This is a genomic window from Clostridium omnivorum (assembly GCF_026012015.1).
GTDB classification, from domain to species: Bacteria; Bacillota; Clostridia; order Clostridiales; family Clostridiaceae; genus Clostridium_AX; species Clostridium_AX omnivorum.
Genome location: NZ_BRXR01000001.1, coordinates 3,634,197 through 3,659,373, shown reverse-complemented (window position 1 = coordinate 3,659,373; position 25,177 = coordinate 3,634,197). Strand labels below are relative to the sequence as shown.

The following is a 25,177-nucleotide window of genomic DNA, read 5'->3' as shown; positions in this document are numbered from 1 at the left end:
ATATCTTCGGCAAGCTACCTAAAATTGCTAGGCACTATATATAAATTCCTATATTCTTATGCAACTATTTCTTGCTATAAGCTTAGTAGGAATACGATTATCCAAAGGTTCATCTATTTCCTTATCTTCAATTAATTTTATAAGAGTCTCAGCTGCTTTTTGCCCAATAGTTTTTCTATCTTGTTCTATAGTTGTAAGTGGAGGAGTTGTTAGTCCTGTTACCTTTAAATTATCAAATCCTACTATTGATAAATCCTCAGGTATTCTAAACCCTTGAGCCTGAAATGCAGTCATTGCTGAGCAAGCAGCCTCATCATAACCAATATAAACTGCAGTAGGAAGATCATCTAAGCAGTCCTGCAGCAGCTTAGTAGCGGCTTTTGTTCCTGCATTCGGATCAAAGTCCTCAGTTTCAACTATATACTTAGGATTAATCTCAAGACCTTTGCTCTGCATAAATTCCTTATATGCATTAAATCTCTCCATGCCCGCCAAACTTGAAAGTGGGCAGCAAATATGCGCAATTTTTCTATGTCCTAGAAAATATAAATATTCTAATGCCTGCATACTCCCCATTCTATTATCAGAAATTACAGTGTATTTTTCTGGATAAACCATCTCTACAGATACACACTTTATATCACTTGAAAGCACGCACTGAATCTCATCAGTAAATCTTGCACCTGCTGCCAAAAGCACTCCATCTACTCCCCTATAAAGGCAATGCTCCAAATAGGATGCTTCTTTATTTCCCAATCTTTTATTTACAAAAACCACATCATATCCATATTCCCCGGCCTTACTTTGAAAGCTCTGCAATATTTCACTAAAATGAGGATGAGCAATTCCAGTTCCTACATCTTCAGAAAAAAGCACGCCTAAAAGCCAGGTTTTTTTAGTTGCCAACGCTCTTGCATTGGTATTAGGAGTGTATTCTAACTCTTCAGCAGCCTCCATTATTTTTTCATATGTACTTGTATTTACACCACTATAATTATTAAAGGCTTTAGAAACAGTGGCAGGCGAACATCCAGCCTTTTTTGCAACATCGTATATTGTTACCATCTTACTCTCCCTCGGTTTCTTATTTATATTCTAATTATATACTTCATAAATTCTTCCATCAATCAAGTACTTCATATTTAAAATATTCAAAATCCGCATAACATTTTCTACTTTTTAGATCTTGACAAGCCAATCCTACAAAGGCTCCTGTAAAACCCATTGGTGAAGCATATTCATCTGATAAAATACTAACATCAATAGTGTAAGGTATAGCTATCCAATTTAAATCTTCCTTTGCATAAGAGAATTCACCACAGCTTCCTCTAACTGTAAGTCTAAGATAGACTTTTCCTTCTCCCACCGGAATTTCTTTCATTCCAAGTGGCATAGTAAATCCGCCTTTTTCAAAACATAGAATTCCCAAAGTATGTTCATTAAATTTTTCATTATAGGCTATTCTTAAATAGTACTGATTTTCTTCATCATATCTATATAAAAGTCCCGCCATCTGTTGAAAATGATTAAATGGAAGAGACACACAGGTTTCTGCCTCAAAATTAAAATCTGTTTGTCTTCGCATGAGTATATTTTGTTCATGTACTGATTGTAAAGATTCTTTTCCATACAGCCTTAAGCTTCCGTTCTGCAAAATATCATATTGAGCAGGAACACGCAGTGATAGAAAATCTTTCTTGAAATTATCGTTCTTAAAATTGTAACTGTAAACTTTTTGTGTAATCTTTTCACCATAACCTTCAAAACTAGCAGATGGTACTATTCCACCATCTTTAAGATAGGGCCAACCTTCCTTCCATATTACCTCTGCAATAGCAGTTTCCCTTCCAAGTGGACATCTTTTAGTATTTTCTAAAGGTCTTCCACATAAAAAAGCTATCCACCATCTTCCATCGCTAGATTTGCAGAGACTTCCATGTCCTGCTTTTTGAATGTAGGACATTTCATCACCCTGGGTGCACACCAAATGAGTATATGGATGCAGTTCATAAGGCCCCGTAATTTCTTTCGAACGTGCCACCGTCACAGCATGTTCATAAGAAGTACCTCCCTCTGCAGTGATTAGATAATAATATCCATCTCTTTTATATAAATGAGGTCCTTCTACCATACCTTTCTTTGAACCTTCAAATATCTTTACTGCCTCACCTATTGGTTCTAAACTTTGAGAATCTAATTCTGTAAGTAATATACCTGAAAATTGCTCGCTTCCTTGCTTTCTATAATCCCATTCCATGTTAACCAAATACTTCTTGCCATTGTCATCATGAAAAAGTGAAGGATCAAAGCCGGAACAATTTAAGAAAACTGGTTCACTCCAAGGTCCATCTATGGAAGCTGACCTAACAACATAATTTAAAGCATCTTTAAACGGCCCAAAGGCCCAATTCTTTACATCTGTAAATACTAAATAGAAGATACCTTCATAATAAGAAAGACATGGAGCCCAAATCCCGCCAGACTTTGGATTTCCCTTCATATCAAGCTTATCCTTACTATTCAATGGGCTTTCAATGCTGTTCCAGTTCGCTAAATCCTTTGATGAAGAAATGGCTACACCAGGAAAATACTCAAAGGTGGAATTGGCAATATAAAAAGAATCCTCTACAAATATCATACTTGGATCAGGATGAAATCCTGTTAGTACAGGGTTTTTTATCATTTTAGTCACCAGCCTTTGTTTTATTCTTTTACTGCTCCCATTGATATACCATTAACGATATATTTAGAGAAAATTGCATAAACAATTATTATAGGAACTATAGATACGGCAAGTCCTAAATAAATACTTCCATATTCAGTTCTATAAGTATCCCCTCTTAAGGTCTGAACCAGCATAGGAAGTGTGTATAATTTCATCTTAGAAAGCATTATAAATGGAGTAAAGAAGTTATTCCAAGATGCTACAAAAGCAAATATTCCCATGGTAACAGCTCCTGGCTTTGCTATAGGCATCATTATCTTGTGGAATATTGTTATCTCTCCGCAGCCGTCAATTCTTGCAGCATCAATAAGGTCTCGTACTATTACTGCATCTAAATACTGCTTAGCAAAGAAAATGGAACCAGGTGCAGCTATTGCAGGCAATATAAGCGGTATATAAGAATTAGTAAGCTTTATAGCTGACATATAGCGATAAAAACCTATAATTGAAACCTGTGTAGGTAGCATAACAAGCATAACTACAAAGGCATATAGAAACTTTTTATAGGAAAAGTCATAAACATGAATTGCATATGCAAACAGCATAGAAAAATAAACTGTCAATATTGTAACACAAACTGATATAAATGCACTGTTAAAAAAACCTCTGCTTATACTAAAGCCCCTATTAGTAAGGTTTTTCCAATTCGCCATAAGGTTATTACCTGGAATAAGGCTAATTCCCTGCTGAATCTGTGCTGTAGTTCGGGTGGAATTTACAATTAAAAGCCATAAAGGTAGAATACAAATAATTAGAAGAATAATCAATATTATATACACGAAAAAACGTGTTATTTTTGTTTTTACAGTATAATTCATGCTCCAATTTCCCCCTTTACTCCGTTGATTTTAGCCTTTTTTACATTCTTTTTATCCTTTACTGGGTCTTTTTCGCTTAATAACTTAATTATTAATAAAGAACATATACAAGTTATTATAAATATCATAACTCCTACGCTAGCTGCAGCCCCTATATGACCTTTATCGCTTGAAAATTTCATATACATAAGTACATTCATTGTCATAATAGATCCATTTGGCGAACCTCTTCCATCTGTAAGCATATAAGGTATATCATACATTTGCATACCACCAACAAGGGAGGTTACTAAAGTATACACAAGTATTGGCTTTAAAAGAGGAAGTGTTATACTTTTAAACATTTGAAATGAACTTGCACCGTCCACCATTGCAGATTCATAATAGGAAGGAGAAATGGAAGTCATACCGGCCATAAGTATTATAAGCGTAGAACCAAACCACATCCACCACTGAATAAATACTACCAAACTTTGAGTCCACCCATTGCTTCTAAAATAATCAACTGCACTACCAATAATACCTGCTCTTACAGTGAACTGATTGACTGGACCATATAGTGAAAAAAGATTAAAAAATAATACCGCTATTGTTGCTGGCATTAAAAGATTAGGCAAATAATATATAGTACGCCAAAATCCAACAAACTTTATTTTAAGTCTATTACTAGTAAACCATACAGCTAAAAGCATTGCTATGCCTATCTGCGGAATAAAATTAAGTAACCATATCTTCCATGTGTTTCTTAAGGATTGAAGAAAGAACTTATCTGCAAAAAGATTTTTGAAATTATCAAAACCTACAAGTTTGTATCCATCGCTCATTAGTGTTGTATTAGTAAAGCTCAAGTAAAAGGTATAAATTAATGGATAAAGACTAAATATTAAAAATCCAATAATAAAAGGAGCTGTAAATAAGTACCCATAGAGGTTTTTACTTATTTTATTGCTGCGTTTCTTTATTCTAACGGAATTCTCTGCCACGGCAACTACATCCTTTCCAATTTAATGATAGCTTATGGATAAAATCTGCGGTTATTTATATAAACCGCAGATTTTATTATAATTTAAATTAATCTACTTTTACATCAGGCAATGCATTCTTAACAGCATCTTTAAATTGCTTCATTGCATCTGCCTTGGTAGCTTTACCAGCAGCATAATTAGCTAGAGGGTCATTTAATGCACGCTGAATAGCATCATCTGAAGCCTGTATAAGTTTTGCACTAACCGAAGGAGCAGCTTCAGCAAAACCTTTATAAGAGTTTTGTCCTGCTAAGAACTTACTTGTTTCAGCATTGTCAAATTGTGAAACTATTGAGTCAACTACTTTTTTACTAGATACAAAGTCCCCAGCACCTTGAGAAAGCTTATCACCTATAGATGGATCTATCTTCTTTAAATAATCGTTTGTATAAACTCCAGTTGCCCAATTTTTAAGAGTTTCTTCATTAAGAGTAGTAAACTTTATAAATTCTTTAGCTAAATCAGCATTCTTAGCATCTTTTAATGCTCCTACCCATGTTCCACCCCATTGATATGGTATAGGTCCACTTATACATGCCCAGTCGCCTGCAGTGTTCTTTCCTACAGTCTTTTTCTCATCAGAACCTTCTTTTTTAACTTCTTTTGGAGCTGAATTTGGCATAAGAGTGTATGGAAGTCCCCAAGTTGGAAGCAGGTAGCAAAATACTTGTTTTGGATTTCCTTTTGCATCTGCTAAGGAATCATTCATTCCCGCAAACCAGCCTTCTTGCCATTGAGTAGCTTGAGCTTCATAGCCGTTTTGTCTAAAGGATTTTGCAGTTTCAAACAATTCATCGACCTTGGGATCGATTACAAGCTTGCCATCTACTACCCATGGACTCTTACGATTTGCAAAGTATAAATTAGCAAAGTCTCCTGTGGAACAAACCATATATGTGTTTCCATTTGATTTTTCTTTAATTGTCTTAGCAGCTTGTTCAAATTTAGACATATCAGAAACTAACTCTTGAATTTTAGCTGGATCATCTGTTCCAAAATATTGCTTAGCAAGACTTCTTCTATAGAACATAGCTCCAGGGGTTGATTGATATGAATAAGCCTTAGTCTTTCCTTTGTATGTACCTATATCAATTGTAAATTGATATGTGCCTAACTCTTTTGCAGTTGGTAATAAATCTGATTCATCTGCAAGATAATCACTTTCAACATATTCTCTTACAAATCCCGCTTCAAGTCCAACTACATCTGGAACATCCCCAGATTTCAATGTAGATTTAAGCTTTGTCTGATATTCACCATTTGTCATCGGAATCATTGTGTATTCAACTTTTACGTCTGGATGCTTTTGCTGAAAAGCAAGCGCCGCAGTCTTAAGTTCATCAGTAAAGGACCAAACTTTTAATGTCTTATTCCCAGAAGACTTATTTGTGTTTGTTGCAGTGTCTTTACTACAACCAGCAAGTATACCTACTGACATTAGACATGCAAGAGCCAATGCAATCGCCTTTTTCTTCATTTTTACCACCCCATATAAAAAATTATGACTATAAGAACTTACCGAAATCGGTTTCTATACTTACAAGATTATAATATCATCTTTTCAATATTTTTACAATATGTATTTTAATAATTTTTCTGTTTATTTTTTAAAAAAATATAATAACGCTCTTGAAATCTTAGTACAAATACTGATGCTGGCTAAACTTCATCATTTGTTTTGCTCGCACTAATATAACAACAAAATTATTAAAAGCATTGACATGCACTTATCGAAACCGGTTTCTATATTCTTTCGATAATCTTCTTTTAATTTAACAAATCTTTTCCGCTAATTAAAATAAAAGAGCATACAAAATTCAAGACAAAATCTTAAAAATTATATGCTCACAAATATTCACGTGGTTTATAAAGCAGCTTTAAATATATTCAACACGTCCTCAGCTTCAAGCACTTTAAAGTTACCAATTGACCCTCTGCTTGTAGCTTGTTTTGCCATTATTTCAAGTTTTTCTTCGCCAATACCTACTTCTCTTAAAGCAGCAGGTATTCCAAGTGAAATAAAGTATTCTTTTGTCCTTTCTATAGCCTTATGCGCTATAGTTTCTTTATCAAGAGTTTTATCAATATCCCAAACATTAACTCCATATTCAACAAATTTGTCTATGGTATTCTCACTAAGCACATAGTTCATCCATGCAGGAGTCAATATTGCAAGCCCTACTCCGTGGGTAATGTCGTAAAACGCGCTCAGTTCATGCTCCATTGGATGAACACTCCACTTTGCATCTTTTCCATAGGAAAGCAAACCGTTTATAGCAAGACTTGAGGTCCACATTAAATTAGCTCGCGCTTCGTAGTTTTCAGGTTCATCTATTGCCTTCCTGCCATAATTAATACAAGTTTTTAGCATTGCTTCTGCCATTCTATTTTGTAAATAAGCACTTTCAGTATTGTTAAAATACACTTCAAAAATATGACTCATAATATCTGCTGTACCAGCTGCCGTTTGATTCGCAGGAACTGTAAATGTATAAGTTGGGTCTAATATAGAAAATCTAGGTGCCATATCAGGATGTCCTGTACCAAGCTTTTCGTTTGTATCCAGATTTGTAATTACAGCACCTGCATCCATTTCTGAGCCTGTTGCTGCCAGGGTTAATACACTTGCAATTGGAAGCACACCTTTTATTCTTCTTGGGTCCAATACAATATCCCAAGCATCACCTGGATAATTCACAGCTGCAGCAATTACCTTTGCACAATCAATAGAGCTTCCTCCACCTACAGCAAGCACAATATCTATAGAATTTTCCCTACATAAATCCACACCTATTCTTACACTTGTAACTCTAGGATTAGGGTCCACGCCTGGCAGTTCCCAAAAGCTTATATTATTTTCTTTTAAATTTTCTATTACTTTATTGTACAAGCCGTTTTTCTTTATGCTACCACCACCATAGACAAGCAGTACTCTAGAACCATAATTTTTGATTTGGCTTCCTAGCACATTTATCTTATCTACTCCAAAAAATATTTTTGTTGGAATGGAATAATTAAAATCTTTCATTCTTATCTCCCCTTTTATTATCTTAAACTTTCTATTGCATTTTGAGCCCAATTAGAATCCTTATAAATAGCTCTTCCTACGCCAATTAGGTCAGCTTTTTCCTCTGTTAAAAGCACCTCTGCTGCTTCTGCATCCACAATTCCTCCTGTTAAGATAACAGGTATGTTTATCACACTTTTTACAGCTTCAGTAAGCGGAGCAAAGTACCCTTGTTCTTTAGCTCCTGGTACTATATAGCCATTGAATCCTCCAGAAATATCTATTATATCTACGCCAGCTTTTTCAAACTCCACTACTGCAATTTTACTATCCTCAGCAGTACTTCCACCTTCCATATAATCTGCAGCTCCTAGTCTTAACAATATAGGAAAATCCTCTCCTACAGCCTCTCTTACAGCCTTGATTACCTCTGAATGTATCTTGATCCTATTCTGTACCTGGCCACCATACTCATCTGTACGTTTGTTAGTTAATGGTGAGAAGAATTGGTTTAGTAAATACCCATGAGCCGAGTGTATTTCTACTCCATCAAAGCCAGCTTCTTTAGTACGTCTTGCTGCTTCTTTAAATGCATTGATTATGTCTTTAATATCCTCAACTGATAATTGCTTCGGTACATTCCCCATTCTAGGATTGGCTACAGCTGAAGGTCCAACCACTTCTTTCCCAGTAACCTCAAATTTCGCTGCACTTCCTGCATGGTTTAGCTGCATAACTGCTTTTGATCCATTTTTATGTATTGTATCAGCTAATTTCCTAAGACCTTCCACTGTACTGTCATCAGCTGCAGATAGCTGATTTTCACTAGCCTTTCCCTGCTGCATTATAAAGCTGTGCTCTATTATTATCAGTGAAATATATCCACCATTAGATTTTTCATTATAGTATTCCAAAACTCCCTGGCTTACTTTTCCATCATTTTCCGCCTTTGCTGTAGCCATAGGCGGCATAACCAATCGATTTGTTAAAGTTAAATTCTTTATCTTTAGTGGATTAAGTAACTTTGCCATTAATAAACACTCCTTTATAGCAAATATTTGCTTTATATTTTCTTTACCTTTCAAAAATAATGATATATATTAATTATATAACATAAGTGACTATATAAAAGTATGCACTTTTATGTAAGATACTATCCAAAAGGAGAGTAACATTATTTATGAACACTTGTAGCGATATACGCAAATTTACATGTCCAATTGAATGTACACTGAATGCAATCGGAGGCAAATGGAAAATACTAATTATGTATTATTTATCTATAGATGGGGTTAAAAGATATAACGAACTTAAAAAGAGCATTAATGGGATAACTCATAAGATGCTTAGCAACCAACTTAAGGAACTGGAAAACGACGGTCTTGTACATCGTGAAGAATATCATCAAATCCCTCCTAAGGTTGAGTACTCCTTAACTGCAAAAGGATTAACCCTTCTTCCAGTACTAAAAATGATGAGTGAATGGGGAGAACAAAACATGAAATAAGCTGTCCTTTTTAATAAAAGGACAGCTGTTCAATCTTGTTCTCTTTTAATGAAGAAACTGATAATCCAATAAGTCTTATTTTTTCATCTAATTTTAATTCATCTATAATACTGCAAGCTTCCTTGTAAATTTCCTCGGCATTATCTATATAATAGTTTAATGTCTTGCTCCTAGTATGATTTACAAAGGAGGCAGTCTTTATCTTTATAGTTATACTTTTAGAACTCACATTTTTGTTATGCATTGTTTCTGAAATATCCACTGCAAATTCCCATATATATTCCTTTAGTTCCTCTTTATCCTCCGTGTCCGTCCTTAAGGTTGTCTCCCTTCCTATAGATTTTCTTTCCCTAGAAATCTCAACTTTTCTTTTATCTATACCTCTTATCCTGTCATAAATTTCAGAACCATACTTACCAAAGAATTCAATTAACAATTCTTTTGGAAGCTTATACAACTCTTCTATAGTGAACACACCAATATCATTAAGTTTTTTAGCTGACTTTTGACCCAATCCGTAAACATTGCGCACAGGCAGAGGAAATAAAATCTTAGGCATCATACCCTCAGTAATAATCTTAAGCCCATTAGGCTTATTCCAATCAGATGCTAGCTTAGCAAGAAATTTGTTATAGGATATACCTATTGATATGGTCAATCCTGTTTCTTTTTTGACTTTATTTTTTATGAACTTTGCAACTTCAATAGGTTTATCATTCACGTCAGTTATATCTAAATAAGCCTCATCTATACTCAAAGGCTCCACATAGGGCGTTATTTCATGAAGTATACTAAATATTACATTGGAAACTTCCTTATACCGCTCATATCTAACGGGAAGAAAAATCCCCTCAGGGCATCTTGCCTTAGCCATAAAAACTGGCATTGCACTTCTAACGCCAAAGACCCTAGCCTCATAAGAACAGGTAGACACAACACCTCTTTCTGTAGTGCCTCCAACCATAACAGGCTTTCCTTTTAACTTAGGATTATCCACTACTTCAACTGATGCAAAAAAAGCATCCATATCCACATGCATTATTACTTTATCCACGTAAATTCCTCCACAATGTTTATAACATCCTATACTAACATTATACGCTTAAAATCACATTAATTTATAGAAATACCCTAATCATTTATTTAGCATCATTCTTATTTGCCTCTGTAACTTTATTATTAGAAGTTAGTAATCCACCACCAACATAAGCTACTCCGCCAATAATAATGATAGCAGCAACAGCAATAGATGCCCAGATAAAATTCTTTTTCATAATTTCAAGCCCCTTTTTTACTATTATATAATATTATACATGAGTTATAAACTTATGTAAATAAATGTAAAATCCGTACTAAACCTCTACATCTTTGAAGAGCAATTGAAATATTTATTTATAAATTGAAAAAAATTTTCTAATAAATATACATTTTACTAATATTTACTTTCATATTTTTGCCTATTGCAAATTTAGTCATCCACTTACTTTAGACAACTTTCAACAAATTACAAGAATATTTTGAAATGTGCCCCAATAAAGATATGTATACTTATACCAAATTATCTATAGTATATCACGACAATATCCTTGAAGCCTTATTTATCAATACATTTCCGCAAGCCTTAATTTTTCAGAATTGAATTTTTATTCATTATTTTTTTGTAGACATCTGGTGAATTTTTGCTATAATTAAATCTGTTTTTAAAGTTTTAACTTATATAAATAGAAAAAATCTGTATAAAAAGACTGTTAGAATTTATATAAGTCAAAATCTATAATTACATATAAATTATAAAGTCCAAGGAGGAATGATACATGTCAATAAACATCATAGGAATGCCTATGAACCACGGAGCAGCAAAAAAAGGGAGTAATTTCGGCCCTGATAAATTTAGAGAAATGGAAATTGAACAATTATTAAAAGAAATGGATTATGATGTATGCGACCTTGGAGATATTGAGGTTGCAAAAGTTAGTGATGAGCATATTTACAGATGTGATCAAAAATTAAAGTTCTACGATGTAGTAATAGATGCAAACACGAAGCTTGCTTTTAAAGTGTATGACTCTATATCAAAGGGTAATTTTCCGTTAGTACTTGGTGGTGACCACAGCTTAGGTATTGGAAGCATCGCAGGAGTAAGTAAAAAAATAAAAAATCTTGGTGTGGTTTGGATTGACGCACACGGGGATTTAAACACCCACGAAACTACTTTTACAGGAAATATTCACGGCATGCCTCTGGCTGCATCAATTGGACAAGGACCAGATAAATTGGTCAATCTGTTTGAACATAGAATAAAAATAAAACCTGAAAATATTGTGCACATAGCTGGTAGAGATCTAGACCCTGGCGAGGTTGATATAATTAAAGATTGCAGTATTAACGCCTATACTATGGACAAGATTAAAAAGCAAGGAATAGACAAAGTGCTTGAGGAAAGCATAGCTTATCTTAAAGATAAAGTTGATGCAATACATGTGAGCTTTGACATAGATGCTGTGGATTCAAGCTTTGTTCCAGGAACAGGCACTCCTGTTGCTGATGGATTAACAGTTGATGAAGCTAAAAAGGTACTTAGTGCTTTTGCTTCTTCCGGAATGATGGTATCCCTTGATTTTGTTGAGCTTAACCCACTTCTTGACAATAATGATGAAACTGCAAATATATCGGTAGATCTACTAAAATGTGTTTTTGAAAATTATAATTCTTCTATAAAAAATCAATTAATGCTTGGATAATATACAAAAGCCACTCTTACTTTAAAGAAATAAGCCTAAAAGGTTAATTTTTTAAAGTTATGAGTGGTTTTTTACTTAGCTAACAAGTGCATCAGTCCTTTTATAGAATGTTTGCAAATTTATGTAATATTATGTAACTATTTTGATTATAAAATATGTATTACAATTGTAGGAAATAGAATATTATATAAATATACTACAATTGTAGGAGGAATTATAATGAAAGAATACATAAATATTACAGATGCCGAGCTTCAGATAATGAAGGTTTTATGGGAGAAATCTCCTCTTACTTCCTCAGAAATAATTGAAGCTGTTTCTAAAAGTACACCCTGGAAGCCAAAGACAATTCATACTTTAATAAGTCGTTTAGTAAAAAAAGGGGGTATCTCAGCAAGCAGGTTTTCCTCCCATTACCAATATGCCCCACTTATATCAAAAGAGGAACTGACTAATCACGAAACAAAGTCGTTTTTAGAAAAACTCTATGACGGTTCCATTCACTTACTTGTATCTAATTTCCTTAAAGAAGAAAGTTTTTCAGATGAAGAAATTGAAGAGTTAAAACGCCTGTTGGAAGAGAAAAATAAATAGGTGGTGAGATTAGTGACTCTAAATATTGCTTTTAATATATTAATTACTACTTCCCTAATGGGATCTGTCACTGCTTTGCTAATATTATTTGTAAAAGGCATTTTTAAATATAAATTAAGTTCTAAATGGCATTATTATATTTGGCTTCTATTAGTACTAAGGCTAATGTTTCCCTTTACTCCAAGTAGTCCAATAAGCATCTTTAATGTTTTTAGTAATACATCCTTTATATCATCTAATAATATTATTAACCCTAATATAAATTTTTCTAATTCGATTATGGAACAAAAAAGCACTTTGAATACAGAACAAAACAATGCTTCAATTTCTGATTCCAAATTATATAATGACCACAGCTCTACAAACAAATATATGGAGGTTTATAGCAAAAGCAATTCACCATTGTCAATCGAAAGTGATCATATTATTCCAAACAATTACTTTAATTTTAATACATTAGCTTTCATCTGGGTTATATTTTCTTCAATGTTACTAACATATTTTTTAGTATGTTATATTACCTTCATTCATAAGATTAATATTAAAAACATCTGCTCAGATAAAACTACTATGGATAATTTAGAACATTGTAAAAAGAATTTAAATTTTAAAAGCAATATATCTATTATTATGGATGATAGAGCAACTATGCCAATGGCAATAGGAATATTAAAGAAAAGGATTCTAATTTCTGAAGATTTAATTAATTCATTGTCTCCAGAAGAAAAAAGATATATTTTTTATCATGAAGTTAACCATTTAAAAAACAAAGATATCCTATTTAATTGGATTACTACTCTCATTCTATCCATTCACTGGTTTAATCCAATAATATGGTACTGCTTCAAAAGAATGAGAGCAGACTGCGAAATTCACTGTGACACACTAACTTTAAAATGTTTAAGTAGCAGTGAAAGAACAAACTATGGAAATACAATATTAAAGCTTGCTAAGTTTATATCTTCACCCATAAGTATTCCTGGAACCACTTCAATGATTAAAAAATCAGAAATAAAAAGGAGAATAGTAATGATTTCTAAATATAAAAAAGCTTCTTTAATAGGTTCAATTACAGCTGTAATATTAACCTTTGGAATTGGCTGCACTTCATTAACAAACAGCAAGAATGTGCCTTTATCAACATTCAAAAGCAGCGCAATTGAAAATTCAGCAAACCAATTAACCCCAAATAATACGCTATCTTCACCTAATAATGAAGCGGATAATAATTCTTTTTTAACTAGTAATAACTCAAAATCCTCAGAAAAAAACACAGTAACCAATAGCAACTCTACACCAGGGAGCAGCAGTACTAATATAAAAAATAATACAGATGACATACCAGCAATCACAGACGAACAAATATTAGAGCTACTAAGTAACGGAAATACCAGCATAAGAGGTATAGAAAAAATAAAAGATAAATACAATTATCCTGAAATAGAAATGAATGACCATTTTTATTCTAAGCTTCCAAAAGAAATATGTGATGATAGCTCTTTAAATGCATTTCTCAATAAGGAAATATCACTAGATAAATTTTTTACTGATGATTTTAAAGCTAAACTAAAAAGCTCTATCATCGTAATTAATAATCATATTTATTACCTAATCGAAGGTCAAGCTGGCTTGAATATAGACATAACGGGCGGAAAAATAACTTCAAAAAAAATAAGTAGATCAAGTATATATATAGAATTTACTGCTGATACAATTGGATTAAAAGAACCTGCTAAAAGAGAAGCTCTTTTGAAATATGAAAACGGAAAATGGTTGATAGATAAGTTTGACAATTGGGGAATAGAAGCTGTACGCTTCAAATAAATCCCTCTTCAAAAGTATAAAACGGTGCAGCAGAACTATTTTAAAATAGTTTGCGGCACCATTTTTGTCTCTAAAAGTAAAAACCCTATAGGAATAATCCTATAGGGTACTAGTAAACTAATTACTATCTTCTGAAGCCTCTGTTATTGTTTTGTTGCTTTCTAGCTCTTCTACAATCTGGGCATCTTTGTGGTTCATTTTCGAATCCTTTTTCTTTGTAGAAAGCTTGCTCGCCTTCTGTGAATATGAATTCTTTTCCGCAATCTTTGCATACTAAAGTCTTATCTGCCATTTAAACATTCCTCCTTTTTTAGAATTTAAGAAAAAATTAGATTAACAAATACTTCTATAAAAGAGGATATGTTGTTCACCAAATTAAATCTTAGTGTTAGATATTTTCAAACATCCAACGCTTTTTAAGTATAACACATATAGAAATAATAATCAACATATATAGTAAATAATTTTTATTTACTATACCTATGCTTGGAATAGTCCCAAAATTTCCTCCTCTGTTAAATCCGCAAAGCCATCTGCCTTTGACAATTCTTCCCCCATTAACTGTGATATTAGTTTTTTCTTTTCCTCTTGGAGAGATACAATCTTTTCCTCAATGGTTCCTTTGGCTATAAGCTTTATAACCTCCACAACATTCTTTTGTCCTATTCTATGTGCCCTGTCAGTAGCCTGTTCCTCTACTGCTGGATTCCACCAAGGGTCAAAGTGAATTACTACATCTGCAGAAGTTAGGTTAAGTCCCGTTCCCCCAGCCTTTAAGCTAATTAAGAATACCGAGTTCTCTCCACCATTAAAACTGGTAACCATGTCCATTCTCTTTTCCGATGAAATTGAACCATCCAAATAACTATAACTTATTCCCTCTGCTGAAATTCTCTTCCCTATATTTTTTAAAACTGAGGTAAATTGTGAAAATATAAGTATTCTATGTCCCTCTTCTATACTCTGCTGAAGCAGTTCTACTAGAGCTTCAATTTTAGCACTTACTCCAGTATAATTATCCATTATCACTGATGGATCTAAACACAGCTGTCTCAGCTTTGTTATATAAGCAAGGATTTCAATTTTGCTATTTCTAAATTCATAATCCTTTACTCTCTTTTCAATTAACTCAACAGCATAATTTGCATAAGCTTTGTAAATCTTTTTTTGTTCCTCTTCCATTGTTACCATTAAGTTCTTTTCAATTTTATCCGGCAGTTCCTTTATAACATCCTTCTTTTTTCTTCTAAGTATGAATGGCTTTATTAGTTTGTTTAGTTCATTTATTATTTCAGGACTTTCTCTCAGTCTCTTATAATACCTTACACTAAATCTCTTCTCGTCATATAGATAGCCCGGCATAATAAAGTCAAATATTGACCATAATTCCATAAGTGAATTTTCTATAGGTGTGCCAGAAAGAGCAAATCTATTTATAGCTTTTATTTCTTTTACAGCTGCAGCATTTTGTGAATTTGAATTTTTAATATATTGAGCCTCATCTAATATGCAATAATCAAATTCTACTGAATTATAGCTTTCCATATCCCTTTTCAATAAATTATAGGTAGTAATAAATACATCATAGTTTTGCAATTCCTTTATAATCTCTTCTCTTTCTTCCTTAGGTCCATTAACAGCTGCTACTCTAACAGAAGGTGCAAACTTTTCAAACTCAGAGGTCCAGTTATATATCAAGGAGGTTGGTGCTACAATCAGAGTCTTGCTGCTCTTATTAGATAGAATAAAGGCAATTGTTTGGAGTGTTTTGCCAAGTCCCATTTCATCGCCTAAAATTCCTCCAAAGCCCATATAGTCTAAAGTTTTAAGCCAATTGTAACCAACCTTTTGATATTCTCTTAAAGTCCCCTTAAGTTCCTCTGGCACTTTGAATTTAACCTTTTCAATGTTTTTAAATTTATCACTCACTTCTTTAAGTTCTTCAGTTCCATTTATGTACCTAATACCTTCATCCTGAATAAAGTCATTGATAAATGCAGCTTTATTTTTAGGTATTTCTATACGATTTTCATTTATGTTCTTATTACTCACTGCATCCAAGAGCTTTAAAAGTTTATTAAGTTCTAATTCTTCTAGATCCAAATACTCTCCACCCTTAAGCTTATAGTATTTTAAATTATCCCTAAATGCCCTTAATATTTCAGCTGTTTCTTTTGGAGGAATGTCGCCTATCTTAAAGTCCATTTCAAAATAATTATATTTGCCAGCCTTTATATCTCCTACAATTCCTTTAGAGCCTATAGCTTTTAACCCTTTAAAGTTCTCTGAATAAAACACTTCTCCTAATTCCTGAAGCTTTGAAATTTCATATTTTAAGAATCTAAATATATAATCATCATCCATTAATAAATAGAACTTTCCCTTAGATTCAGAAAATCCTAAAGCTCTCAGTTTAGAAATTACTAATGCTTCTTTTTTGGAATCTCTATATATTATCTTATCTTTAAAATCTTCAAAAATATTAAATTCATAAGCCCCATACATCACCTTTGTTGCTAGAGTTATGTCTTTTCCCTCTTTATTAAGGTAAAAATTAAATTTGCACTGAGACATAACAATTTTCTCTTTTATATTCTTAGACAATGTGACCTCTTGTGATAACAGATTTAGGTCCGGTATCAAATTTCTCAGTATGGATTCCTCTTTCTCTGCTGGCATAGTTATAACCTTTGCCTCATTAAAGACCTGCAGATACGGTCTTATCTTGTAGCAAAATTCATAGTCCGGGAGATATATGCTGGTGCCATATAAAAAAACATCATTTTTAGAACCTAAAGCCTCAGGCATTCCCCCTGGTGATTTAAGTACATAATCCTCTTTTATAAGCTTCAAGTCAAAGTCTAAAGAAGGTGCCTCCAGCAAAATTTCTGTTTCTACAGGTCTAAAAAAGAATCCCTCATTTAAATATACTCTATGCTTTCTTATAACTCTAAAAAACTCTCTAACCATATACATAGGAATATTTACATACTTTCCATCAATAATACTCTCTCCACTTTTGCTATATCTATGATCTCTATCCATATCCATAAGCATTTCAATAAACTCAATTAGCCTTTTATCCCTAGTGCTGAATCTTTGAATTTTCATATCAAAAGTGAAATTCTTACTGAAGACTATTGGGGTGTTATTATAAATACTGAATAAAAACTGATTTATATCCTTTAATACATAAAGATTATTTGAGCTCATAGAATTAAGCCCTATCTTAAACTCAGCATTTAAATTATAACTCCACTGATTTTTATTAACGAATACTTCAATTTTTATTTCATCTTTATCCTTTTCATCTCCTAAAAGAATTGAGAGTATGCTGCTATTATTACTCGCTAATCTGTCCTTTGCTTCATCCTCATATAATAATGGGTGTTTTGCTAGGTCCTCTAATGCTTTATAATAAGTTGCTACTAAATGCTTACAGCAATAGTTTCTCTTTTTAAACTCATTTTTTTCATAATCTTCACAGCTGCAGAATGTAGAAAAAATACTTTTCTTCTTTATATCCATTTCAATTTTAGTCTTATATTCATTAAAAAGACCCTCGGATATTACATTTCCATTTATACAAACTAATTCTTCTTCGCCAGAAATATCTATAGAAGAGACCAAATCATTATTCAGTACCCTTTGACCGCTTATATGATTTTTACCACTGGTTTCTTCATTAAATATTTGTAATAGCATGTCTTCTCTAACCATTTTTCTCTCCAAAATACCATTGATTTTTCTAATCCTTTTATTATATCATATATTTGATTTTTGTGCTTTTAACAATTTGTTTTCAATTTTAGGTGTGAAATTTTAAATTTCTTTACATCATTGTCACAAAATTGACATAAAAGTATTCTATCTTATAATACATAAGATAGATATAAATCCAATATAGATTGGGAGGAATTATATATGGAAAATAATACACAAAGACCAAACGGTGAAAATATGGAACCTCAAAGCTTTAATATCACTAATGAAGATAATGTAGAAGCTGAAAAATTTGATATCACTAGCGAATTGAATCAATACGGTGATAATCTAGTTCTTGGTGAAAACTTTGTAATGGTAAACGAAGCAGAACCAGTAAATAATGCTATATCTGAAGAAAACACTGAAGTAAAACCTTCAATACCTGTTGAAAATACCTTTAGTGAAAATATGAATGGCAGTAATATTAAAGCTAACTTTAACAGCATAAATGACAATAATAATACATCAAGTAATTATAATAGCTATAATCAGAAAAAAACTAATAAGAAACCTGGTATGTTTAAAAAGGTCATGTCCTACGTACTTGTAGGTGTTGTATGTACAACAATAGGTGGGGCTGCTTCAGGAGCTGCTATTCTATACGGACTACCTAACACCAGCCTATTTAAAAATTCACCACTATATAAATCTATATCCGGCAGTACTCAAGCAGCAACTACTGTATATGATAATCATCCAACTCAGCTATCTACAACTGGCAGCGCTATGTCAGCTACAGAAATAGCTAAGAAGGTAGGGCCAGCAGTAGTAGCAGTAACAACTACTATTCAAGGGCAGCAAGATTTCTTCGGGAGACAAGGTGTACAGCAAGGCGTAGGTTCAGGAATGATAATAAGTCAAGAAGGTTATGTACTTACTAATTATCACGTTGTAGAAGGAGCTCAACAAGTAAAAGTTGTATTAAGCAATGGTAAACAGGCTAATGCAAAGGTGGTTAACTATGATGCTAATTATGACGTAGCTGTAGTTCAAATAACAGATAAGGTTGACATACCAGCTGTTGTAGAACTTGGAGACTCGAACAGCCTTCAAGTAGGTGAAGAAGTAGTTGCTATTGGAAATCCTCTAGGCACAGACTTTTTTGGCTCAGTAACTACAGGTATAGTAAGTGCACTTAATAGAAAAATAAGTGGTGATACTAATAAAGCTACTTATATCCAAACCGATGCTGCTATAAACTCCGGTAACAGTGGTGGACCACTTATTAATTCTAGAGGTCAAGTAGTAGGTATAAATACTGCTAAAATAAAGGAAAGTGGAGTTGAAGGTCTTGGATTTGCAATTCCTATAAATGCTATAAAGGATAAAATATCAAACCTTTCAAAACCAATTTTATTAATAGGAATTCAAGGCAGAGAAATAGACAGCGAAATATCAAAACAATACAATATGCCTGTAGGACTTTACGTTCAACAAGTTACAGAATTTAGTCCAGCAGAAAAGGCAGGTATTCAGGCTGGAGATGTAATAATTAAATTTGATGGTCAAAAGGTAACTACCTTTGATGAAGTAAATACTATTAAAGCAAAACACAAAGCAGGCGATCAAGTGTCAGTTACACTTAATAGAGATGGAAAAGAGCAAACTGTTACACTAAAGCTAACTGAAAGTAAATAATCAGCAGCAAATAATATTAATATATTAGGGGAAGTCAAAATGACTTCCTTTTTGTTGTCATAAGCTCCGCTTTTTGCTATAATATTAGCATTATCTCAGTATGAACATTAACCTTTAATTTGTAGAATAAGGTATTTATTAATACTAATCTTTGTAGTAGGTGGTTATTATGTCAGAATCTTTAATAACTAAAAAAGCTCTTGCTGAATCCATAAAGCAACTTATGGAGACAACTCCATTAAGTAAAATATCTATACAGATGATTGTTGACAACTGTGGTCTTAACAGGACAACCTTTTACTATCACTTTCAAGACAAATTTGATCTTGTAAATTGGATTTATTATACTGAAGCCATTGAAAGTATAGCTGATTATAAGTCTTATGACACATGGATAGATGGAATATACAGGATTTTATTGTACTTAATGAACAATAAAGCATTTTATATTAATGCACTCAATACCCCCGAACAAAATGGCTTTGACAGATATCTATTTAAGGTTACCCACGAACTTATTAAAAATGTGCTTGATCATGTTGCTGATGGTCTAGACGTTAGTGAAGAGGATAAAAATTTTATAAGCGATTTTTATAACCACGCCTTTGTAGGTATTGCTCTTCAATGGGCAAAAAACGGTATGAAAGAATCTCCAGAAAGAATTGTAAACATTTTGAAAGACATTGTGGAAGGAAGCATGCTGAGAGCTGTTACTAGACACGCTAAAAGATGATATATTTCAAATAAAAAAATAGCAGTGGAATTATTAAATGAATCCACTGCATTTTTTATTGTTTTCTAATAATATACCTATATTTTCAAGTTCCATAAGTGAACTACTGGTATTTAACTTTTTACTATTAGCCTTTGTCAAACAATCCGCCAGTCTTCTTATTGCTTCTGCTGCCCTTTCTTGCACTTCCTATATTCTTTTCAGCTCTACCACTTCCACTTTGCTCAGCACTCTTTTTCTTTTTTGCTTCAATAATCTTTTTCATTATTTCAATGTTTTTATCTGCCATTTAGTTCACTCCCTATTTTTTAATTATCTTATTATAGCATATCCATAAATTAAATGTTATATATGTGCTAAGATAAGTAATAAAGCCCTGCTATTGCAGCAAGGCTTCATTACTTATTCTAGTCCAGATTTTAGAGCATCTGACATAGATATTCTATTTACTTTTCTTCTGCTGAGTATCTTTGATACTTCATAAGTTAGATAAATTATTACAAAGCCAATTAAAACATATATATAGTCTATTCTTATTGGAAATGAGAAGTTCATATCCTTTGTAGCAGATGCAAACATAGCAGTAAGTGAAGCAAGTATAAGGGGAACTCCTAAAATATACCCTATCACTACTGTTATAGCAGAACTATTGAGTATTAATGAATATACTTCTTTCTTCCTATAGCCCATAATCTTCATAAGAGATATACTTTCCTTGTTTTCCTCAATAACTAGAGAAGTTACCACATAAATAACAATTAGCCCTATTATAAAGGAAAAAAAGGACATTGTTCCAACAGCATATTGTAAAGGTTGAGTAACAGAATCAAAGGACTTTTTAAAATCATCAATGGTAGCTGTAGATAAAAGCTTGTTTTCAGGTATATCTATTTTTTCTGCACTCCAAAGTCCTATATAACTATCTACCGGGTAGTTAAGCATTTCATTAAAGCTTGATAATGGCATATAAATGTTCTCTCCAACATAGGTTTCAGCTATGCTGTCAATTTTGATGTTGTATTCTCTTGAGTCTAGCTTGTTAACAACTGTAATTGTATCCTGTGGTTTAAGCATAAGCTTATCAGCTAGAGGTCTTGTTATTATAACTTTATCTGCAGTTAACCTTTTTCCTGAACTGTCCTTTAGCATAATATATTGTGAATCGGTATTTATTCCGCATACTGAAAAACTCTTTTTACTGTCTGACTTTAATGAAAAAGGTGACATTGAAAAAGCTTCTCCACTGGTTGGAACTCCCTTTTGCAATGAATTGAATATATACTGGTATTGATACTTATAGGTGCTTTCATAAGTATCCTTCATCATGAAATCCATTGAATTCTTAGCAGCAAAGCCAAAGAGCAGCAGCATTGTTGCCATTGTTACTCCAAGCAGCAGGAAAATACTTCTTGGTATACTCCTAAGCTGTTCCCTTATCTTAAACTTAGTATTAAATTTAAATTTATCTAAGTTTAATTTTCTTTCTATAAACCCAACTTTATTTTTTTCCTTTCCACCCCTGATAAGATCAACAGGTGAGAATTTTAATGCTCTATTTACAACAAAATAGCTGCTAATCACTAAAAACAGAATTGGAAGAAGTATGCTTATTCCAATGTATTTAAGGTTGAAGGTTACTGAATCCATTGGCATATTGAAATATGAAATCATAAATTTAAGCATTGGCTTTAAGGTTAAGGAACCTAAAACAGTTCCAATTACTCCACCCAAAATAGCAATAGATATTGAATACATAAGGTAATGCTTCATTATTTCTTTTTTCTTATAACCAAGAGCATAAAGAGTTCCTATAATCTTAGCTTCTCTTTTAAGCATTCTCCACATTACAATACCTGCTAAAATGCAGGTTAAGAGCAATATACATACTGGAATTGTAGCACTAACCTTATTTATACTATCAATTTTTGCTGTTACGTAGCTAACTCTTAAATTTTCACCGATATTTGTCCAGCTAAGTATAACTACATTATTGTTCTTAAGATAATCCTTTAATTCAGCTAATTTATTTTCTGCATCTTTTTTATCCCCAAGATACTTTATGCTGTAGAATATATTACCCTTTTTCATAGCGTTAAAATCTGATTTAGTTACAACTGCTATTCCAAAGCTGTTTGGGTCATTAAGAAGATCACTTTGAGATTTTAGTGGGTATATATAGTTTGGCAGTGACATAAAGCCGTTTACTATAAAGGTTGTATTATTTATATCTAGTTTGTCCCCAACTTTCACATTATTAGCTTTAGCGTAAGCAGGGTCAATAATTATACCGCTCTTTCCAAGTTTATTTCCTTCAATTAATGCTGGAATATTCACCTTTGTATTTTCCTCAAAGACCCTTAAGGTTTTATCCTTTGAAATTGAATAATCAAAAGAAGCTGCTTCCTCAATAACTACATTAAACTTTGATTCCAGCTCAGGTATATTGCTTAACTTTTTATCTACAACAAAGCTTGCATCCTCTTGAACATATTTTTTTTCAAAGGAGGAAGTAATATTAGCCATGTTGCTTGCTAACTGGTTGAACATTGTATAAGTTAAGCAGCTTATAATTATTAGTATTAAAGAACCTAGATATTGAGACTTGCTTTCCAGCATAGTTCTCTTTATTTTTTTGTTTATGACCATTACCACTCAATCCTTTCTGCTGGAATAATCCTTTCATTGATTTTCGTCTCCACAATTTCTCCGCTTCTAACTCTATAAACTCTGTTTGCCATTGCACTTATAGCAGTGTTATGAGTTATCATTAATATTGTTGTACCAAACTCTTCATTAATCTTTTGCAAAAGCTTTAATATCTCTCTTGAAGTTGTAAAGTCTAGTGCTCCTGTAGGTTCGTCACATAAAAGCAGTTTAGGGTTCTTAACCACTGCTCTTGCTATGGAAACTCTCTGCTGTTCCCCACCACTTAATTCCTTTGGAAATCTGCGCTTTTTATCAAGCATTCCTACAGCCTTAAGTACCTCATCAGTATTTAGCGGAGACTTGCTTATGTTAGAAACTACTTCAATATTTTCTCCTACGGTAAGATTTGGAATAAGGTTGTAAAATTGAAATACAAAACCAATATTTTCCCTTCTATAATCAGTAAGTTTATCATCCTTAAGAGAGGTAATGTCTATTCCATCAACCACTACCTCTCCAGCATCGCACCTGTCAATCCCACCAAGTATATTCATCATAGTTGATTTTCCTGACCCCGAAGGTCCAAGTATTACTCCTATCTCACCTTTTTCAAGCTTCATTCCTATACCCTTTAATACATCAGTTTTTATATCACCTGTTTTATAGCTCTTCTTTAAATTTTTTACTTCTACAAACATTTACTTTGCCCCCATTCCATTTTTTATTAAATCTATCATGCTCTTAAATTCACTTTCATTTGCTTCAAAGGTTTCATCTATTAAATTATCTCCAGCATTTCTTGCTTTGTTCATAATGTATTCCTTCATTTTAATTGAGGCTCCTGTAATAAACATAGCAAGTATATTGTCATCAACATCAGTTCTTATATATCCATTTTTCTTTCCATCTCTTATAAGCCGCAACGTGTAATCATCCATTACCTTCAGCATATAATTCATGGTTTCATCCTTTACATTGTTGTATTTACCTAGAAATACATCCTGAATAAAAATGATAACTTCCCTTTCTTCTCTCATCTGCTGCCAAGTTTCTTTGGAGCTCTCATAAAGGTAATCAAAAATATTTATATCCTTCACATCAGTAAGCATGACTTTGTTGTATTTTTTCATAACAAGCTCCATAGCCCATTTGACCGAATATAAAAAAAGCTCCTTCTTATTCTCGAAATATTGATACATGCTGCCTTTAGCAACGCCAGCCGCCTTTGCAATATCACCAATATTGCCCTTCTCATAACCTCGGTTCATAAATTCATCTATAGCAGCCCTCATTATTAATTCTTGTTTTTCTTCTGATAAGTTTAAAAAAGTTTCTTTTGGCATGGATACACCACCTTAGTATTTTTCACAGTGAAACTATGACTCATGGGTCATATGACCTTATAGTCACATTATATGACTGGTAAGTCACATTGTCAATAGATATATTGGAAAATCATAAAATTTGAGAATCGTTATCCTAAGTTTGAAAATAAACATAGTAAAAGAATAAATTATAACTATAATAGACAACTTTTTTATTCACCCTTACTTTTTGTTATAAAATATTAATTTTTGATTAAGCAAAAATTCTTCCAACAAATAAATCATATTCATCCACTTTGTGGTATAATTGCCTTATAATATAATAAGCTTATAATTATCTTTAATGATGCATTAATTTATTTTATGGTGAGTGGAGGGAAAAGAGATGAAGAAAGTATATCGGTTATTGTTTATTTTGCATGCATTTGTAGGGTTAGGAGCCGTGGGCGGCGGGATGATGGCTATTCTAAATCCTCAAGGGCCAGGGGGAATGCCAACTGATGCTCTGAAAAATTCACCTTTTAGTAATTATCTTATACCTGGTATTATCTTATTTGCAGTGATTGGGCTTGGAAATATTATAAGTGCTTTTATAATTCTTTTAAAACCAAGATTTCATGGATACGTAAGTAGCATATTTAGTTGGGCATTGGTAATTTGGATTATCGTCCAATGTATCATGCTTAATACGGTAATTTATCTGCATGTTATATTTTTTATCATAGGATTGGTTGAAGCAGTTTTATCAATGATTATCCTGTTTAAACAGCGTATGTTTCCTACCAACCTCATTTTCTATGTTTATAAACAAATAAGAAAAACTATGTAA

Annotated in this window: 22 protein-coding genes; 7 read left to right on the top strand and 15 right to left on the bottom strand. The window is 32.7% G+C overall.

All coding sequences use genetic code 11. The features are described 5' to 3' along the window. Positions 1 to 48: 48 nt before the first annotated feature. The 7 genes from bsdE14_RS17320 to bsdE14_RS17290 all read right to left on the bottom strand — a co-directional run bounded on the left by bsdE14_RS17320 (position 49) and on the right by bsdE14_RS17290 (position 8,606). Positions 49 to 1,065: a LacI family DNA-binding transcriptional regulator gene (locus bsdE14_RS17320; RefSeq protein WP_264851257.1), complete on the bottom strand. Its 1,017-nt coding sequence runs from the start codon at positions 1,063 to 1,065 to the stop codon at positions 49 to 51. Between the two features lie 58 nt (positions 1,066 to 1,123). After that, positions 1,124 to 2,683, bottom strand: coding sequence for a glycoside hydrolase family 43 protein (locus tag bsdE14_RS17315; RefSeq protein ID WP_264851256.1), 1,560 nt, complete (start codon positions 2,681 to 2,683; stop codon positions 1,124 to 1,126). A 20-nt stretch (positions 2,684 to 2,703) separates the two neighbouring features. Then, positions 2,704 to 3,543 carry a carbohydrate ABC transporter permease gene (locus bsdE14_RS17310; RefSeq protein ID WP_264851255.1) on the bottom strand — a complete coding sequence of 280 codons (840 nt, stop codon included), beginning with the start codon at positions 3,541 to 3,543 and terminating at the stop codon, positions 2,704 to 2,706. Beyond that, complete coding sequence (locus tag bsdE14_RS17305) at positions 3,540 to 4,526, bottom strand: carbohydrate ABC transporter permease (RefSeq protein ID WP_264851254.1); 987 nt, start codon at positions 4,524 to 4,526, stop codon at positions 3,540 to 3,542. Before bsdE14_RS17305 ends, bsdE14_RS17310 begins: the two co-directional genes overlap by 4 nt. 88 nt (positions 4,527 to 4,614) lie before the next feature. Beyond that, positions 4,615 to 6,045: an ABC transporter substrate-binding protein gene (locus tag bsdE14_RS17300; protein ID WP_264851253.1), complete on the bottom strand. Its 1,431-nt coding sequence runs from the start codon at positions 6,043 to 6,045 to the stop codon at positions 4,615 to 4,617. 387 nt (positions 6,046 to 6,432) lie between these two features. After that, positions 6,433 to 7,596 carry an iron-containing alcohol dehydrogenase gene (locus bsdE14_RS17295; RefSeq protein WP_264851252.1) on the bottom strand — a complete coding sequence of 388 codons (1,164 nt, stop codon included), beginning with the start codon at positions 7,594 to 7,596 and terminating at the stop codon, positions 6,433 to 6,435. A gap of 17 nt (positions 7,597 to 7,613) precedes the next feature. Further along, entirely contained in the window at positions 7,614 to 8,606 is a 993-nt protein-coding gene (locus tag bsdE14_RS17290) for an NADH:flavin oxidoreductase (RefSeq protein WP_264851251.1), read from the bottom strand. Positions 8,607 to 8,755: 149 nt separating this feature from the next. Here bsdE14_RS17290 and bsdE14_RS17285 point away from each other — a divergent pair, with 149 nt between their 5' ends. Further along, positions 8,756 to 9,082, top strand: a complete 327-nt coding sequence (locus bsdE14_RS17285) for a winged helix-turn-helix transcriptional regulator (protein ID WP_264851250.1) — start codon at positions 8,756 to 8,758, stop codon at positions 9,080 to 9,082. Between the two features lie 10 nt (positions 9,083 to 9,092). Here bsdE14_RS17285 and bsdE14_RS17280 read toward each other — a convergent pair whose 3' ends face one another. Next, positions 9,093 to 10,136, bottom strand: coding sequence for a DNA polymerase IV (locus bsdE14_RS17280; protein WP_264851249.1), 1,044 nt, complete (start codon positions 10,134 to 10,136; stop codon positions 9,093 to 9,095). A gap of 85 nt (positions 10,137 to 10,221) precedes the next feature. Continuing rightward, positions 10,222 to 10,356 carry a hypothetical protein gene (locus tag bsdE14_RS17275; RefSeq protein WP_264851248.1) on the bottom strand — a complete coding sequence of 45 codons (135 nt, stop codon included), beginning with the start codon at positions 10,354 to 10,356 and terminating at the stop codon, positions 10,222 to 10,224. Positions 10,357 to 10,896: 540 nt separating this feature from the next. Between bsdE14_RS17275 and rocF the strand changes: the two genes are divergently transcribed. The 3 genes from rocF (at position 10,897) to bsdE14_RS17260 (ending at position 14,241) form a co-directional block, all read left to right on the top strand. Continuing rightward, complete coding sequence (rocF, locus tag bsdE14_RS17270; RefSeq protein ID WP_264851247.1) at positions 10,897 to 11,823, top strand: arginase; 927 nt, start codon at positions 10,897 to 10,899, stop codon at positions 11,821 to 11,823. A gap of 219 nt (positions 11,824 to 12,042) precedes the next feature. After that, on the top strand, positions 12,043 to 12,417 hold the full coding sequence (locus bsdE14_RS17265) for a BlaI/MecI/CopY family transcriptional regulator (RefSeq protein WP_264851246.1): 375 nt from the start codon (positions 12,043 to 12,045) through the stop codon (positions 12,415 to 12,417). Continuing rightward, complete coding sequence (locus bsdE14_RS17260; RefSeq protein ID WP_309298125.1) at positions 12,418 to 14,241, top strand: M56 family metallopeptidase; 1,824 nt, start codon at positions 12,418 to 12,420, stop codon at positions 14,239 to 14,241. It abuts the gene before it with no gap. A 124-nt stretch (positions 14,242 to 14,365) separates the two neighbouring features. On the opposite strand, the gene bsdE14_RS17255 is transcribed toward bsdE14_RS17260, so the two are convergent. Next, positions 14,366 to 14,533, bottom strand: coding sequence for a zinc-ribbon domain-containing protein (locus bsdE14_RS17255; protein WP_264851244.1), 168 nt, complete (start codon positions 14,531 to 14,533; stop codon positions 14,366 to 14,368). Positions 14,534 to 14,721: 188 nt separating this feature from the next. Beyond that, complete coding sequence (locus bsdE14_RS17250) at positions 14,722 to 17,961, bottom strand: DEAD/DEAH box helicase (protein ID WP_264852291.1); 3,240 nt, start codon at positions 17,959 to 17,961, stop codon at positions 14,722 to 14,724. 204 nt (positions 17,962 to 18,165) lie between these two features. On the opposite strand from bsdE14_RS17250, the gene bsdE14_RS17245 reads away from it, so the two are divergent. Both bsdE14_RS17245 and dhaS read left to right on the top strand, forming a co-directional pair. Next, complete coding sequence (locus tag bsdE14_RS17245; protein ID WP_264851243.1) at positions 18,166 to 19,644, top strand: S1C family serine protease; 1,479 nt, start codon at positions 18,166 to 18,168, stop codon at positions 19,642 to 19,644. Positions 19,645 to 19,813: 169 nt separating this feature from the next. After that, the gene (gene dhaS / locus bsdE14_RS17240) at positions 19,814 to 20,377 is read left to right on the top strand and encodes a dihydroxyacetone kinase transcriptional activator DhaS (RefSeq protein ID WP_264851242.1); all 564 of its coding nucleotides are present in this window, start codon (positions 19,814 to 19,816) and stop codon (positions 20,375 to 20,377) included. A 127-nt stretch (positions 20,378 to 20,504) separates the two neighbouring features. On the opposite strand, the gene bsdE14_RS17235 is transcribed toward dhaS, so the two are convergent. The 4 genes from bsdE14_RS17235 to bsdE14_RS17220 all read right to left on the bottom strand — a co-directional run bounded on the left by bsdE14_RS17235 (position 20,505) and on the right by bsdE14_RS17220 (position 24,366). Further along, positions 20,505 to 20,666, bottom strand: a complete 162-nt coding sequence (locus tag bsdE14_RS17235; RefSeq protein WP_264851241.1) for a hypothetical protein — start codon at positions 20,664 to 20,666, stop codon at positions 20,505 to 20,507. 113 nt (positions 20,667 to 20,779) lie between these two features. Then, positions 20,780 to 23,023 (bottom strand): ABC transporter permease, encoded by a 2,244-nt coding sequence (locus bsdE14_RS17230; protein WP_264851240.1) that lies wholly within the window; start codon positions 23,021 to 23,023, stop codon positions 20,780 to 20,782. Continuing rightward, complete coding sequence (locus bsdE14_RS17225) at positions 23,023 to 23,721, bottom strand: ABC transporter ATP-binding protein (protein ID WP_264851239.1); 699 nt, start codon at positions 23,719 to 23,721, stop codon at positions 23,023 to 23,025. The genes bsdE14_RS17230 and bsdE14_RS17225 overlap by 1 nt, the downstream gene beginning before the upstream one ends. Beyond that, positions 23,722 to 24,366: a TetR/AcrR family transcriptional regulator gene (locus bsdE14_RS17220; protein ID WP_264851238.1), complete on the bottom strand. Its 645-nt coding sequence runs from the start codon at positions 24,364 to 24,366 to the stop codon at positions 23,722 to 23,724. It abuts the gene before it with no gap. A gap of 367 nt (positions 24,367 to 24,733) precedes the next feature. On the opposite strand from bsdE14_RS17220, the gene bsdE14_RS17215 reads away from it, so the two are divergent. Continuing rightward, a complete protein-coding gene (locus bsdE14_RS17215) occupies positions 24,734 to 25,177 on the top strand; it encodes a hypothetical protein (RefSeq protein WP_264851237.1) in 444 nt (147 codons plus the stop codon).

Coding starts and splice junctions, on each gene's coding strand:
- bsdE14_RS17235 (WP_264851241.1), bottom strand. CDS start 20,666: ATGGCAGATAAAAACATTGAAATAATGAAAAAGATTATTGAAGCAAAA.
- bsdE14_RS17265 (WP_264851246.1), top strand. CDS start 12,043: ATGAAAGAATACATAAATATTACAGATGCCGAGCTTCAGATAATGAAG.
- bsdE14_RS17230 (WP_264851240.1), bottom strand. CDS start 23,023: ATGGTCATAAACAAAAAAATAAAGAGAACTATGCTGGAAAGCAAGTCT.
- bsdE14_RS17255 (WP_264851244.1), bottom strand. CDS start 14,533: ATGGCAGATAAGACTTTAGTATGCAAAGATTGCGGAAAAGAATTCATA.
- bsdE14_RS17245 (WP_264851243.1), top strand. CDS start 18,166: ATGGAAAATAATACACAAAGACCAAACGGTGAAAATATGGAACCTCAA.
- bsdE14_RS17275 (WP_264851248.1), bottom strand. CDS start 10,356: ATGAAAAAGAATTTTATCTGGGCATCTATTGCTGTTGCTGCTATCATT.
- bsdE14_RS17290 (WP_264851251.1), bottom strand. CDS start 8,606: ATGGCAAAGTTACTTAATCCACTAAAGATAAAGAATTTAACTTTAACA.
- bsdE14_RS17315 (WP_264851256.1), bottom strand. CDS start 2,683: ATGATAAAAAACCCTGTACTAACAGGATTTCATCCTGATCCAAGTATG.
- dhaS (WP_264851242.1), top strand. CDS start 19,814: ATGTCAGAATCTTTAATAACTAAAAAAGCTCTTGCTGAATCCATAAAG.
- bsdE14_RS17220 (WP_264851238.1), bottom strand. CDS start 24,366: ATGCCAAAAGAAACTTTTTTAAACTTATCAGAAGAAAAACAAGAATTA.
- rocF (WP_264851247.1), top strand. CDS start 10,897: ATGTCAATAAACATCATAGGAATGCCTATGAACCACGGAGCAGCAAAA.
- bsdE14_RS17215 (WP_264851237.1), top strand. CDS start 24,734: ATGAAGAAAGTATATCGGTTATTGTTTATTTTGCATGCATTTGTAGGG.
- bsdE14_RS17300 (WP_264851253.1), bottom strand. CDS start 6,045: ATGAAGAAAAAGGCGATTGCATTGGCTCTTGCATGTCTAATGTCAGTA.
- bsdE14_RS17320 (WP_264851257.1), bottom strand. CDS start 1,065: ATGGTAACAATATACGATGTTGCAAAAAAGGCTGGATGTTCGCCTGCC.
- bsdE14_RS17225 (WP_264851239.1), bottom strand. CDS start 23,721: ATGTTTGTAGAAGTAAAAAATTTAAAGAAGAGCTATAAAACAGGTGAT.
- bsdE14_RS17310 (WP_264851255.1), bottom strand. CDS start 3,543: ATGAATTATACTGTAAAAACAAAAATAACACGTTTTTTCGTGTATATA.
- bsdE14_RS17250 (WP_264852291.1), bottom strand. CDS start 17,961: ATGGTTAGAGAAGACATGCTATTACAAATATTTAATGAAGAAACCAGT.
- bsdE14_RS17285 (WP_264851250.1), top strand. CDS start 8,756: ATGAACACTTGTAGCGATATACGCAAATTTACATGTCCAATTGAATGT.
- bsdE14_RS17295 (WP_264851252.1), bottom strand. CDS start 7,596: ATGAAAGATTTTAATTATTCCATTCCAACAAAAATATTTTTTGGAGTA.